Origin of the sequence: Stenotrophomonas sp. SI-NJAU-1, assembly GCF_020883215.1 — a bacterium.
In the GTDB taxonomy this organism is placed as follows: Bacteria; Pseudomonadota; Gammaproteobacteria; order Xanthomonadales; family Xanthomonadaceae; genus Stenotrophomonas; species Stenotrophomonas indicatrix.
In genome coordinates this window covers 3,321,304-3,335,549 of sequence record NZ_CP086598.1, presented here as the reverse complement: position 1 = coordinate 3,335,549, position 14,246 = coordinate 3,321,304, and the positions used below count along the sequence as shown (strand labels likewise).

Annotated in this window: 10 protein-coding genes; 5 read left to right on the top strand and 5 right to left on the bottom strand. The window is 66.4% G+C overall.

Translation table 11 applies throughout. The features are described from left to right. Nucleotides 1-5: 5 nt before the first annotated feature. Genes LMF57_RS15265 through LMF57_RS15245 form a run of 5 tightly spaced genes read right to left on the bottom strand, consistent with a single transcriptional unit; the run spans nucleotide 6 to nucleotide 6,989 of the window. The gene (locus LMF57_RS15265) at nucleotides 6-1,190 is read right to left on the bottom strand and encodes a GDSL-type esterase/lipase family protein (RefSeq protein ID WP_208082455.1); all 1,185 of its coding nucleotides are present in this window, start codon (nucleotides 1,188-1,190) and stop codon (nucleotides 6-8) included. Between the two features lie 14 nt (nucleotides 1,191-1,204). Beyond that, complete coding sequence (locus LMF57_RS15260; RefSeq protein ID WP_208082456.1) at nucleotides 1,205-1,957, bottom strand: glucose 1-dehydrogenase; 753 nt, start codon at nucleotides 1,955-1,957, stop codon at nucleotides 1,205-1,207. 45 nt (nucleotides 1,958-2,002) lie between these two features. Next, a complete protein-coding gene (locus LMF57_RS15255; protein ID WP_033831792.1) occupies nucleotides 2,003-3,307 on the bottom strand; it encodes an MFS transporter in 1,305 nt (434 codons plus the stop codon). Then, on the bottom strand, nucleotides 3,304-5,553 hold the full coding sequence (locus LMF57_RS15250; RefSeq protein ID WP_229290148.1) for an oligoalginate lyase: 2,250 nt from the start codon (nucleotides 5,551-5,553) through the stop codon (nucleotides 3,304-3,306). Before LMF57_RS15250 ends, LMF57_RS15255 begins: the two co-directional genes overlap by 4 nt. Beyond that, the gene (locus LMF57_RS15245; protein WP_229290147.1) at nucleotides 5,550-6,989 is read right to left on the bottom strand and encodes a polysaccharide lyase 6 family protein; all 1,440 of its coding nucleotides are present in this window, start codon (nucleotides 6,987-6,989) and stop codon (nucleotides 5,550-5,552) included. The genes LMF57_RS15250 and LMF57_RS15245 overlap by 4 nt, the downstream gene beginning before the upstream one ends. Before the next feature lie 243 nt (nucleotides 6,990-7,232). Here LMF57_RS15245 and LMF57_RS15240 point away from each other — a divergent pair, with 243 nt between their 5' ends. The 5 genes from LMF57_RS15240 (at nucleotide 7,233) to gcvT (ending at nucleotide 14,230) form a co-directional block, all read left to right on the top strand. Next, on the top strand, nucleotides 7,233-10,124 hold the full coding sequence (locus LMF57_RS15240; protein ID WP_229290146.1) for a TonB-dependent receptor: 2,892 nt from the start codon (nucleotides 7,233-7,235) through the stop codon (nucleotides 10,122-10,124). 102 nt (nucleotides 10,125-10,226) lie between these two features. Continuing rightward, nucleotides 10,227-10,970: a FadR/GntR family transcriptional regulator gene (locus LMF57_RS15235; protein WP_059064840.1), complete on the top strand. Its 744-nt coding sequence runs from the start codon at nucleotides 10,227-10,229 to the stop codon at nucleotides 10,968-10,970. 121 nt (nucleotides 10,971-11,091) lie between these two features. Then, nucleotides 11,092-12,051: an SPFH domain-containing protein gene (locus LMF57_RS15230; protein ID WP_229290145.1), complete on the top strand. Its 960-nt coding sequence runs from the start codon at nucleotides 11,092-11,094 to the stop codon at nucleotides 12,049-12,051. A gap of 1 nt (nucleotide 12,052) precedes the next feature. Then, nucleotides 12,053-12,487, top strand: coding sequence for an NfeD family protein (locus LMF57_RS15225; protein WP_140225663.1), 435 nt, complete (start codon nucleotides 12,053-12,055; stop codon nucleotides 12,485-12,487). A gap of 630 nt (nucleotides 12,488-13,117) precedes the next feature. Beyond that, the gene (gene gcvT, locus LMF57_RS15220) at nucleotides 13,118-14,230 is read left to right on the top strand and encodes a glycine cleavage system aminomethyltransferase GcvT (protein WP_208081714.1); all 1,113 of its coding nucleotides are present in this window, start codon (nucleotides 13,118-13,120) and stop codon (nucleotides 14,228-14,230) included. Nucleotides 14,231-14,246: the final 16 nt, after the last annotated feature.

Genomic DNA, 14,246 nt, shown 5'->3' with positions numbered 1-14,246 from the left:
CTCTTTCAACGCGCGTTGCAGCCCAGCGCCGCCAGGTTGATCGCGTCGGCCATGCGCCGGTAGCCCTCGTCGTTCGGGTGCAGATGATCGCGGGTGATGTCCGCCGGCAGTGATTCCGGCTGTTTCGGATCACGCAGGGCCGCATCGAAATCCACCACACCATCGAAGCCGGTGTCCTGGCTACGCGCCCATTGGTTGATCGCGGTGCGGGTGGCAGCCGATACCGGTTCGTAGCGCTCCGAATCGCCGAAGGGCGTCAGTGTGCCGAGATGAGCGCGGATGCCATGTGCATGCAGCCGGGCAGCCACCTGGCGGTAGCCCAGCAGCATGTCTGCTGCGCTGCGTCCTGGCAGCGGCTGTGCGCCGCCACCGTGGCGGATGTCATTGATGCCTTCGAACAGGATCACCTGGTCCGCGTCGGCCACTGCGATCACGTCGCGATCCAGCCGTGACAGCACGCTGTGGCTGCGGCCATGGTCCAGCAGCTTGTTGCCGCTGATGCCCTGGTTGAGCACCACGAAGCGGTCCGGGCACGCCTGCTGCAGGCGCTGGCCCAAGCGCTCGGGCCATTGGTTGAACGAGCCACGCGAGGCCGTCGCGCCCTCGGTGATGGAATCACCCAGGGCAACGATCACCTGCGGCCGGTCCGCGCGCTGCACCAGTACCGCAGAGAACACGTTCTGCTGGTAGCCCACGCGCACGCTGTCGGCCACCGCGTCCTGCTTTCCGTCGGCCACCCGCACCACCGTACGCCGCACCGCGGGGCGGGTGGGCTGCGGGAAGTACGCGGTCACGCTGATCTCCTGCAGGGCGGCAACCGGCAAGGGCAGTGCATCACTGATCAGCGCTGCGCCCACCGGTACGTCGATGGACGTGCGTCCATCGACGGTGATCGGCAGCGCTGCCGCCTTGCCATCCTTCAGGCGCACCCGTACGTCTTCCACATGCAGCGGCGTGGTGCCCAGTTCGTTGCTGATGCGCAGCCGCAGCGCATCGCCCTTGCTGCCCAGGCGCATGTCCTGGCGCACGGTCTGCGCTGCGAACTGCACGGGCGCGTCAGCGCTGCCATCCTTGCGGTCAGGCGCGGGCGAAGCGGTCCAGGCGGTGACCCAGACCGGTGCGGCCAGCGCCACGGGGGCGGCCACGGCGGTGCCGATGGCCAGGGAAAGCAGGGTGATCCAGCGCTGCATGGGCTTCGGTCCGGTCAGGAGAAGTAGGTGCCGCCGTTGACGTCCAGATTGGCACCGGTGATGAACGCTGCTGCATCCGACGCCAGGTACACCGCCGCATCGGCGGCTTCGTCCGGCAGGCCCTGGCGACGCAGCGGCGTAGCGCCGGCCACCGCCGTACGCACTTCCGGTTTGGTGAATTCGTCATGGAAGCGGGTGGCGATCATGCCGCAGCACAGCGCGTTGACGCGGATACCCTTCGGCCCCAGTTCCTTGGCCATGGCCCGGGTGAAGGTCATCACGCCCGCTTTGGCGGTGGCGTAGATCGCCGCGCCGGGGCCGCCGCCATCGCGACCGGCCTGCGAGGCGAAGTTCACGATCGCCGCGCCTTCACCCATGTGCGGTACCACGGCATGGGTGGTCAGGTAGGTGGAGGTCAGGTTGAGGTCGATGACCTTGTGGAAGAACGCCGGGTCGATGTCGGCCAGCGGACGACGCTCGACCATGCCGCCGGCCACGTTCACCAGCACGTCGATGCGCTGGCCGAATGCAGCCTGCGTTGCTGCGACCAGGCCGGCCACGGCGGCGGGATCGGTGACGTCGGCGCGGTGGGCGATGGCCTGGCCACCGGCCGCCGAGATCAGCGCCAGCGTTTCCTGCGCGCTGGCTTCGTCGTTGGCGTAGTTGAGGCAGACGCGTGCACCGGCCGCAGCCAGCTTGATCGAGACGGCACGGCCGATATCACGGCCACCACCGGTGACGATGGCCACCTTGTCCTGGAACGACATGCGGGAAACTCCTTGGTTTGCGGGGGAATGCGAGGGAATGGGGGCTCAACCGTCGGTGCGGTCGAGCTTGTGGATCGGTCCGGTCCACCACCACAGTGCGGCCAGCGACAGCGGCACCAGTGCGGCGACGAGGATGAAGATCGGTGCATAGGAATGGCGGGTCAGCACCGGCACCAGCCAGGTGGTGATCAACGTTCCGGCCACGGCAGCCAAGCCGCCGAGACCGGCCAGCGTGCCCACCGAGCGGCCGTCGAACAGATCGCCGGGCAGGGTCTGGATGTTGCCGATGGCGATCTGGAAACCGAACAGCACTGCTGCAATCGCCAGCACCGCAAACAGCGGCTGGTTGGCCAGTACCGCGCCCAGCAGGGCCGGTGCCATGATCACGCAGCCCAGCGAAATGGACAGCTTGCGCGCACGGTCCACGCTCTGGCCGGCATTGATCAGGCGCCCCGACAGCCAGCCGCCGCTCAGGCTGCCGAGCATGGCGCCGACGAAGGGCACCCAGGCGAACAGGCCGATTTGCTTGATGTCGAAGCCGAAGGTCTCGGCCAGATAGATCGGCAGCCACGATACGAACAGCCACCAGATCGGATCCAGCAGGAAACGGCAGGCGAGCATGCCCCAGCTCTGCCGGTGGGCCAGCAGCGAACGCACGCTGACCTTCGGTGCATCCACGCGTTGCTGGCCAGCCTGGTCTTCCATGATCAGGCGCCGCTCGGCGTCACTCACCCACGGATGCTTGTCCGGGCCGGCGCGATAGACGAACAGCCATGGCAGCAGCCACAGGAAGCCAAGTGCACCGACCAGCACGAAGGTGCCGCGCCAGCCAAGCCACAGGTACAGGCCGGCGATGGCCGGCGCCGAAACGATGGCACCGATGGACGCGCCCGCGTTGAAGATGCCCTGTGCGAGGGCACGCTCACGCGCGGGGAACCACTCGGCATTGGCTTTCACCGCGCCGGGCCAGGCACCGGCTTCGCTGATGCCCAGCATCGCCCGCACCACGCTGAAGGAGAGCATGGAGTGGGTGACCGAATGCAGCGCGATCGAGATCGACCACACACTGATCGACAACGCGAACCCCAGCCGCGTCCCGATCATGTCGAACAGGCGCCCGAACAGGAACTGGCCGGCGGCATAGAACAGCATGAACACGGTGACCAGCAGTGCGTAATCGTCCTTGGTCGCGCCGACTTCCCTGGCGATCTCCGGCCACATCACCGCCAGTGCATTGCGGTCGATGTAGTTGATCACCGTGGCCACCGCGATCAGGCCGACGATCAGCCAGCGCACGGCCGAGCGCACCGGCACCTTGCGCAGCGTGGCCACGGCCGAGGGGCCGTTCATCGTGCCTCACCCTTGCTGCGGTCCATGCGCGCATGGCTGCCGCTCCAGCGGTAGGCATGGCCATCCACCGTCACGCTGTGTTCGCCCTTCGCGTCGCTGTCGTCGGCCACGCCGAGTGCGATGCGGGCGCCGCTGGCCAGGCGCAGCTCGAGCACCTCGGCGTCATTGCCGCGGGTGCGGATGATCTGCTTGATGCGGCTGTCGGCACCGTGCACGTACTCGGCGGTGCCGTTGTACTCGCCATGCGGCTCCAGAACGCTGAAGAAGGTCACATCCTTCTGTCCTTCCACGCGCTGCAGCAGCGCCGGTTCGCGGCGCAGGTTGAACTCGGGATCATTGGCACCGCTCTCCACCAGCAACGCCTGCGCCGGCGCGCTGCTGCCGAAGCGGTAGGTGTAGAAGCGTCCGTCGAGCAGCCACGCCAGCGTGCGCGGCTCACTGCCGGCCTTGCTGCGTGCGTCCAGCCACAGGTGCTGGTAACCGTTGTCGCTGCCGAGCACCGGGCGCTGGGTGGGGAAATGCTCGGCCTCGAAACCGGTGGTGACGATATGGCCGTTGAAGTGCAGCGGCAGGTCGTAGCGTGCAGCCTTGTCGCCGTGCACCTGCAGCAGGTCCAGCACCACCGGCAGGCCCAGTTCGGGGTGGCGCAGCAGTGCCTGGGTGCGGGTGAACACCACGCCCGGATAGGCATCGCGCATCGTCGCCGAGGCGATCTGGGTATCTGCGTCGGCCTGGAAGAAGCGCACCTGCGGGGCGAGTTCCTCACCGCGCTTCCAGTCGCCCTTGAAGTGGCTCTGCTCGTTCACCACCAGCGTGTTGTGGGCCACGGTCTGCTTGGCCCAGCTGCGGTTCTCGGCCAGATAGATGCCACCGCGCTTGGCTTCCACGTTGAGGAAGCGCGCCGCGCCGTAGTCGGTCACCACGGCGTTGCCATTGTCGTAGAACAGCCAGTTGAGCTTGTCGAAGTGGCCGTGGCCCATGCCCTGCATGGTGTCCTTCTGCACCAGCGCCTGGCCGCGTTCGCCGCCCATGCGCAGGATCGCCAGACCGCCGCGTTCACCGTCCGGGCCGTCGCGCAGCAGCATCGGCCGGTAGTCGAACGGTTTGGCTTTGTTGGCTGCCAACGCCTGCGCCACCTGCAGCCCTTCCGGCGACAGCAGCAGGCGTTTCTGCTGCTGGGCGACCGACAGCAGACGGTCATCGCCGGCCTGCGCATAGGCGATGCCGATGCCAGCCACCAGCTCTTCGGTATCGATGCCCTTGTCCAGGATCGCATCGTTGATCGGGAAGAACAGGCCGTCGTAGCTGGTCTGCACCAGCACGTCCACCGCCTTCAGCAGCACGCCGTCGCGGCGCGCGAAGATCTTCCGCTGCGGCTCGTTGCGTTCGATCGCGTTGGCAAACAACAGGAACGGCGCCAGCGCATAGCGCTGGTAGTAGGGGCCTTCCTCGTAATACCCATCGGGCGAGAACAGCAGGTCGATCTGCCGCAGGAAACCGAACTGGTCATCCTTGCGGCTGCCGCGCAGCGATTTCTCCACCAGTTCGCGATCACGCAGCACGTAGCCGGTCATGCCGGTGGCGGCCACCGCCCAGGTCGCGTGGTTGTGGATCTGGTCGTAGTTCTTCGGCTCGCTGGCCAGGAACTCGGCCATCGGCCGGAACACCTGCGATTCGATGGTCTGCCGATCCTGCGGCGACAGAGCATCGCGGATCGCGTCGTAGCCCTGGATGGCGTTGACCAGCCAGACCGAATCGTTGAGCACCTGCCAGAACACCCGGCCGGGAATCTGCCCGCGTCCTTCCGGATGCGGACCGAGGGTCGGGTAGAGCTTGGCGTACTGCAGCAGCATGTCGCGCGAATAGGCGACATAGGCCTTGTCGCCGGTCAGCCGGTACAGGGTGCCGGCGGCCAGCAGGGCCTGGTAGTTGCGCTTGTGCTGCTCATGGGTGCGGCCGCCGCCCTTGTCCTTCGGCACCGGCACGTCGATGCCGGCCTTCATCATCTTCTGCAGCGAATTCTGCGTACGCGCCTGTTCCTTGGCGAACCACGGATAGCGGCTGCCTTCGCTGGCCATCTGCTGCCACTGCGCGGCGGTCACCAGTACCGGCGCGGTATCGCCTTGTCGCGCGGCTGCGGCAGGTGCCGCCTGCAGCGGTGCCGTCGGCAACAGGGCGAAGGGAGCGGCCAGGGCGAGGGCGAGCGCCAGACGGTGGGAACAAAGGGACAGCGGCTGCAACCTCATCGATCAACTCCGGTGCTGGTGCGTGACAGGGCAACCTCGCCCACCTTGGGATACCAGTGCACCCCCGTCTGTTCGCGCGGGGTCATCGCCAGCGCCGGATCGGCGCCGATGGTGGGCAGGGGCGTTGCCGGCACCCACAGGCCGCTGGCGGCCTGCTGCAGGGTGATGCTGGCGCTGCTCACCCCGCCCGGGAACACGCTGCTGGCCTGCGGCGACTGCACGTTGTTGCTGAAGGCGATGCCGGCCAGCGAACTGGCCGCATTCGGCGGATTTTTGCTGGTGCGGTTGACGATCAGGTTGCCGCTGAAGTGGCTGTTGCTGGCGGCAACCACGAACCCCTTGGTTTCGTCATGGCCCACACCGAAGCTGATCTTCGCCACGTCGACGAAGGTGTTGCGGCTGATGGTCGCGTTGACCACCGGCGCGTAGCCGGACAACGGCGGATTGGCCTGTGCATCCATCACCGCCAGTGCCGAACGGTTGCTGGAGCCGGCCAGCCGTTCGAAGTAGTTGTTGCTGACGGTCTGGTCGGCATTGATGATGCGCACGCCGCCGGTGCCGGCCTTGTCGTCGCCGAAGAAGAGGTTGTCGACCACCCGGTTGCCGTTGCCATGGCGCAGAGTCAGCGCGCCGGCCGAACGATAGAACACGTTGCCGCGGAAGGTATTGCCGCCGGACTTGTTGGAGACGATCTCGGTCTCGCCATCGCAGCCCTCGAACCAGTTGTTCTCCACCGTGCTGTTGGAATCGCTCAGCGAGGTGTCGCTGGTGCCGACACGGATCGTCTCTCCGCCATTGACGCCCAGCGCTGGCCGCGGGCCAAACCAGTTGTGGTCGATGCGGTGTTGGTTGTCCAGGCCCTGGGTGGCATCGCGCACCACCACCACCGTCGGGCCAGCGTTGGTCTTGCCGCGCAGCTGGCTGTGGTCGAGGCGGTTGTTGCTGCCGTACAGCGACACCCAGTAGTCCTGGTCGCTGCCATCGGGGTTGCTGTAGTCATCGATGACCAGGCCGGTGACGCGGCTGTGGCTGGCCACTGCCTTGCTCGACTCGCGGAACGCCACCACGGCGTCGCCCGGGGAGTAGCCGTTGCGGAATACCAGGTTGGAGACCTGCAGGTAGCTGCCGGCCAGGCGCAGGTCCGACCCCCCGCTGAGGATCACCTTGCCCGGCGTCTGCGCGCGCAGCACGATCGGCGCGGCGGCGGTGCCCTGGCCCTTCAGCAGCAGGCGCGCATCGGTCCAGGTGCCATCGGCCAGCACGATTTCATCGCCGGGTTGCAGTGCGGCAGCGGCGGTGGCGAACTCGGCGGCATCACGGACCAGCCAGCTTGCAGCATTCGCCGGTAAACTGGTCAGGCATGTTGCCAGTCCAATTGCGAGGCAATATCCAAGGGTGGGTTTCGAAAGGCGGTGCGAAGTCGGTTGAATGCGCATGAAGTCCTTCCAGAGACGGCGGTGCTGCGGTTTCGGAGTGGGTGTGCATACCACTTGGTAGGTGTGTTGTAAGCCACGTTGCGCGCAAAGTCATGCTGCATCAGCACATGAAATGCCGGGCAACCGGTCTGAATCAAAGGTATTACGAAAAATCCAGTCCAGTTGGTTGACATTTCGGTGTCGGCGTGTCGAAGCTGCGTCCCACGCCTACCGTCCGGGCGATCCTTTGGGAGGAGGAACACCATGCGGCAACCCGCCGGAGTTGTACGTCGTACATCGTTGTCACCCACACCGCTGATCGTGGCACTGCTCGCTGCGCTGGCGGCTTCACCGGCCGTGCAGGCGCAGTCTGCCGGCAGCGGTTCCGGGCAGGACGCCACCACCCTGGACCAGGTCCAGGTCACCGGCATCCGCGAATCGATGCAGAGCTCGATCAACAAGAAGCGCGACGACACGGTGATCGCCGATGTGTTGTCGGCGGACGACATCGGCGACCTGCCCGCGCCATCACTGGCCGATGCGATCGAAACGCTGACCGGTGCCGCCTCGACCCGCGACAAGACCGGCGCATCGGAAATCTCGATCCGTGGTCTCGGCGCCTTCCTCAGCAGCACCAACTTCAACGGCCGCGAGATCACCAACGGCAGCGGCGATCGCTCGGTGAACTTCAACATGTTCCCGGCCGAGCTGATCAATACGGTGGCGATCTACAAGACCCAGCGTGCCGACATCATCGAAGGCGGTGTCGCCGGCACCATCGGGCTGGAAACGGTCAAGCCGCTGGAGTACGGCAAGCGCTCGGCGCAGATCGATCTGCGCGGCAGCTGGGCCGAGTATGACAAGAAGTACCGCGACGACGATGGCATCGGCTATCGCGGTACCGCCAGCTACATCGACCAGTTCGAATTCGGCAACGGCCAGAAGCTCGGCATCTCGCTGGGCATCCAGCGGCTGGAGGGCACCGATCCGGAGGAGAGCATCACCAGCGGCTCCACCTGGTATGCCTGCGATGGCAGGCAGAACGTGGCCAATGCCAACTGCAATGAGGTCAGCGCCCAGGCCATCGCCAACGGCGCGCCGTACTATCTGGTGCCAAGCAGCCGCATCTATCGCCTGAAGCAGGAACGCAATGACCGCCAGAGCGAATTCGCGGCGATCCAGTGGCGGCCCAACGACGTGGTCGAGGTCAACCTCGATTTCGAGCATACCGAGCGCAACTGGGACGAGGACCGCAGCGACCTGAGCCTGTCCAATGCACGACGCGGCATCACCCAGCGCGAGGTGGACGAGGACGGCATCGTCCGCCACCTGCATGGCAGCACTTCCATCGATTCGACCTCCAACCGCTACTGGCGCGGCGAGGAATACACCGGTGGTGGCCTCAATCTGATCCTGCGCCCCAGCCCGGCCTGGGAGCTGTCCACCGATCTTTCCTATTCGCATACCAACCGCCTGGACAGCGAGCGCATGACCCGGCTGCGCGCCAACCAGCGCGACGTCAACAATGCCATCGTGCCGGGCATCAGCAGCGGCGCCACCGGCTATGTCGACTACGACTGGGACTGGCATGGCGAGGTGCCGAGCGTCGCGCTGGCGCCGAACTTCGACCCGAACAACTGGGATGCCTACACCGGCGCGGCGCGGGTGACCTCCAGCGCGACCGAGAACGACCACAAGATCAAGGCCGGCCGCTTCGATGCCAGCTTCATGCCCGAGTCCGGTTTCTTCACCCGCATCAAGGGCGGCGTGCGCGCCAGCCAGGCCGACTACCGCCTGCGCGACAACACCCTGGTGACCGACTACGACCAGCGCGTAGCGGCCGACAAGGCGAAGATCATCGCCGCCAACCGTGCCTGCCGTGCACCGTTCCCGCAGGACGACTTCATGGATGCGGCCAGCGGCAATACGATCTCCTCGTGGGCGTACTTCGATCCGAGCTGCCTCTACGCGTCCTTCCGCGGCACCAGCGACAGTGGCCTGGACCCGGACTTCCAGGACCCGAACAACGTCGATGTGACCGAGAAAACCCGCGCGCTGTACCTGATGGGTGAATTCAGCAGCACGCTGTTCGGCCTGCCGGTCACCGGCAATGTCGGCCTGCGCTGGGTCAAGACCGACGTGCGTTCGGAAGGCGTGCGCACCGATCTGGCGGTCATCGACAACGGCGACGGCACGATCCGCCTGCAACCCACCGGTGATTTCACCACCCAGGTGTTCAAGGCGGGCAACGACAAGCTGCTGCCAAGCCTGAATGCCGCATTCGAGCTGAAGCCGGACCTGTTGCTGCGGGTGGGCGCGTACCGGGCGATGTCACGCCCGGATATCGCCGCACTCGGTGCCGGGCGAACCATCAATGTCAGCAGCGATGCCACCTATACCGGCCTGGCCGACGCGCTGGACGACATCAGTGCCAGCGGCAATCCGGCTGCGCAGCCGCTGATGTCCTGGAACGGCGATGTCTCGCTTGAGTGGTATGCGAACCCGGACACGCTGCTGGCCGGTGCGGTGTACTGGAAGCAGTTCAACGGCGGCACCGCCACCGCGCTGGTGCCGGAGACCTACACCCTCAACGGACAGACGGTGACCGTACCGGTGCGCCAGCAGGTGACCACCGATGAAGACAGCACCCTGACCGGTATCGAGCTCAGTGCCACCCACCGGTTCTCGTACCTGCCCAAGCCGTTCGATGGCCTTGGCTTCAAGGTCAGCTACAACTATGCCGACGCCGACTACCAGACCCAGGATTCGCGGTTGGGCGAGCAGTTGGCCGCCGATGGATCGATCATTCCGGCCATCGTTCCGCCGGCCGGCCTGAGCGGATTCTCGCGGCATGTGCTGTCCGGTTCCCTCTACTGGGATGTGGGCCGCTTCAACATCCAGGCCATCGGCAAGTTCCGTTCGCACTATTACCAGGACTTCACCGGCAACACGGCGCAGCAGAACCGCTACTACGATGACAACACCAGCGTCGACCTGCGCCTGCGTTACCGGGTGAACAAGCAGCTGTCGCTGTCGCTGGAACTGATGAACCTGACCGACGAGCCACGCGTGGCGTACCAGCCGCTTTACGGGAATTTCCGCGAGGTGGTGAGCTACGGGCGGCGCGCGTATTTCGGTGTACGATACAAGTTCTGAACAGGGCGGCGCGGCCAATGGTCGCGCCGTCGCTCCAACCGGACCCGCACCGTGCCCGGTGGCCGGGGACGGGCCCGGAGGGAACCGCCAAGGGTCAGCCGCATGTCCGCCAACCGTCTCTACCAGACCATCGCCGCCAAGCTCCGCAAGCTGATCGAGGATGGCGAATATCCGCCGGGTTCGCGCCTGCCGGGCGAACGTGAACTTGCCGAACGCTTCGGCGTCAGCCGGGTCACCATCCGTGAGGCGGAAATCGCCCTGGAAGCGCAGGGCTGGATCGCGATCCGTATCGGTTCGGGCGTCTATGTGAAGCCGCGCCCGGCCCAGGCTGCCGGCGGGCTGCCCGATATCAGCGCCTTCGACCTGACCGCGGCGCGTGCCGTATTCGAGGCGGAAGCCGCAGCGCTGGCGGCAAGCAATATCGATGAGGCCGGCATCGCCGAGCTGCAGGTGCTGGCTGAAGCGCTGTGCCGGCGTGACCTTACCGATGAAGAGGCCGGCGACTACGACCGTCGCTTCCACCTGGCCATCGCCCGCCTGTCGGGCAACCCGGTGGTCGAGTATTTCGTGCAGCAGATCTGGCGCATGCGCAGCGAGCTGCCGCGGGTGACCGAGGTCTACGCACGGGTGTGCCATGACGATGGTGCCAGCCGCGCCGACGAGCACATGGCGATCTTCGAGGGGCTGCGCGCGCGCGATCCCGTCGCTGCACGCAATGCGATGCGCCATCACTTCCAGCGCCTGTTCGAGGCGATGCTGGAGGCGACCGAAAGCCAGGCGCTGGCCGAGATCCGCCGGCAGACCCAGCAGGACCGCGAGCGCTTTCTGGCCACGACCCGGATCTGAGCGGGTTCATCCTGCAGCGCCGGGCCACGCTCGGCTGCTTTCGGCTGGAACGTGCGGTACCCGCATCGCCTGCATCCACGCGCTATGCTGGGCTCCGGACGTCTCCCATAAGGAAAGCGCGATGTTCCCGACCATGTTCTTCAGCGCGGTGCTGGCCTTCGTGGCCGTGGTCATCCTGTTCAAGGCAGTGCGGATGGTGCCACAGGGCTATGAATGGACCGTCGAGCGGTTCGGCCGTTACACCCACACCATGTCGCCCGGCCTGCATTTCCTGATCCCGATCGTCTACGGGGTGGGGCGCAAGGTGAACATGATGGAACAGGTGCTGGACGTGCCCGGCCAGGAAGTGATCACCAAGGACAACGCCGCCGTGCGCGTCGATGGCGTGGTGTTCTTCCAGGTGCTGGACGCGGCCAAGGCCGCCTACGAGGTATCGGTGCTGGAAGTGGCGATGATCGCCCTGGTGCAGACCAACATCCGTACCGTGATCGGCTCGATGGACCTGGATGAATCGCTCAGCCAGCGCGAGGTGATCAACGCCAAGCTGCTCAGCGTGGTCGACCATGCGACCAACCCGTGGGGCGTGAAGGTCAACCGCATCGAGATCCGCGACATCCAGCCGCCGCGAGACCTGCTCGATGCGATGGCCCGGCAGATGAAGGCCGAGCGCGAGAAGCGCGCGCAGATCCTCGAGGCGGAAGGTTCTAGGCAGTCCGAGATCCTGCGTGCCGAAGGCGAGAAGCAGGCCACGGTGCTGGAAGCGGAGGGGCGGCGCGAGGCCGCATTCCGCGACGCCGAAGCACGCGAGCGCCTGGCCGAAGCCGAAGCCAAGGCGACCCAGGTGGTGTCGGCGGCGATCGCCGACGGCGACGTCCAGGCCATCAATTACTTCATCGCCCAGAAGTATGTGGAAGCGTTCAAGGAACTGGCCACGTCGCCGAACCAGAAGCTGGTGCTGATGCCGATGGAGGCCAGCGGAGTGATTGGTTCGATCGCCGGCGTGGCCGAGCTGGCCAAGCAGGCCCTGTCCAACCAGGAAACCCGGCCGCCGGCAAAGCGGCCGCCATCGATCGGAGGCTGACATGCGCTGGGAAGTCGTTGCCTGGGGTGCGTTGGCCTTGCTGCTGTTCGCCGCCGAAGCGCTGGCGCCCGGCGCGTTCATGCTGTGGATCGGCATCGGTGCGGCGGCGGTGTTCGCGCTGGTAGCGGTGTTCGCCGATATCCCGGTGCTGTGGCAGGTGGTCGCTTTCGTGGTGCTGAGCGTGCTGTCGATCCAGTGCTACCGGCACTGGGGCAGGCCGCGTGCGCGGCAGAGCGACGCGCCGCTGCTGAACCGCCGTGCTGAACAACTGGTCGGGCGGGTGGTGCCCTTGCAGCAGGCCATCGTTGCCGGGCAGGGCAGGGCCAGCATCGACGACGCGTCGTGGCAGGTGAGTGGGCCGGAGCTGCCGGCCGGCACGCTGGTGCGGGTGGTGGCGGTGCAGGGCAGTGCGCTGGTGGTCGAGGCGGTCGCCTAGGTTTCCAGCGAACGGCGCATCCCCTCGTGCGTGGTCGCTGAAAGCAGATGCTGGGTTGGGTCGGGCGGGTGGGCTGTGCAGGGGCGCCGCAAGTACGTCCTTGCAGGCTTGGCCGCGGCATCCATACCGCGGACACCCCTGCCCAGCCCACCCGCCCGACCCCCGACAGTTTCCGTGCGCGTCCAGACCACGGAAAAGAAATCAAAAGCGGGAAGCAAACGCCGGTCGCTGCGCTCTGTGTGCCCGGGGTCGGATCCCTTTCCGCAGGAAAGGGATCCGACCCTTCTCTCCATATATGTATCGACATCCACAACCGCTCTTGCCTTCCGTCCCGTCATCGGGAACCTGTCGGGGTGGGGCGGTGTGGGGTGGAGGGACCGCAGGCGCCATGGATGGCGCCTACGAGCCTACACGGACGTACTTGCGGCGTGTCCCGCAACCCCACATCGCCCCACCAGCCCACAGACGTCGCCGAGCCGATACGCTTTGGCCGTTGCCGTTGCCTGGCTTGTAGAAAGCGCCCGCCGGCCGCAGGCCGGCCAACATCCCCCCGCTGCGCTGCGGCGCGACCTGCGGCCGACCGATCTGGGATAATGCGCGTTCTTGTTTCCTCTGCTGCCGGACCCGGTCATGACCCAGAAGACGCTGCTCAACGATACCCACCGCGCCCTTGGCGCCAAGATGGTCGATTTCGGGGGTTGGGACATGCCCATCCACTACGGCTCGCAGCTGGACGAGCACCACCTGGTGCGTCGTGAGTCGGGCGTGTTCGACGTCAGCCACATGACCGTGGTCGACCTGCGCGGCGACCAGGTCAAGCCGTTCCTGCGCCGCCTGCTGGCCAACTCGGTCGACAAGCTCAAGGCCACCGGCAAGGCGTTGTACTCGTGCATGCTGAATCCGCAGGGCGGCGTCATCGACGACCTGATCGTCTATTACCTGGGCGAGGACTTCTTCCGCATGGTGGTCAACGCCTCCACCCGCGAGAAGGATCTGGCGTGGCTGCGCGAGCAGGCTGCGCCGTTCAACGTCTCGGTCGAACAGCGCCCGGACCTGGCGATCCTCGCCGTGCAGGGCCCGCAGGCGCGCGACATCGTCATCGGCCTGGCCCGCGAAGCCGACCGTGAGTCGCTGGGCAAGCTCGGCCGTTTCGCCGCGCTGCAGGCGCAGTCCGACGACGGCGTTGAACTGTTCGTCGCCCGCACCGGCTACACCGGCGAAGACGGTTTCGAGATCCTGCTGCCGCAGGATGCCGTGGTCGCGTTCTGGAACCGCCTGCTTGCCGCCGGCGTGAAGCCGGCCGGTCTGGGTGCACGCGATACCCTGCGCCTGGAAGCCGGCATGAATCTGTACGGCCAGGACATGGACGAAGCGATCAGCCCGTACGAAGCGGCGCTGGCCTGGACGGTGTCGCTGGACGAAGGCCGTGACTTCATCGGCCGCGACGCGCTGGAAGCGCAGAAGGCCGCCGGCAACGCGCGTCAGATGATCGGCCTGGTGATGGATGAGAAGGGCGTGCTGCGCCATGGCCAGGCGGTCACCACCGCCAGCGGACAGGGCGAGATCCTGTCCGGCACCTTCTCGCCGACCCTGGCCAAGGGCATCGCATTCGCGCGCGTGCCGGCCGGTGAACTCGGCCAGGTCACTGTCGACATCCGCGGCCGCCAGGTGCCGGTGCGGGTGGTCAAGTTCCCGTTCGTGCGCGAAGGCCAGGCCCAGCCCGGCGTGCTCACCGACGCGTGATCCAAACGTGCCGGTT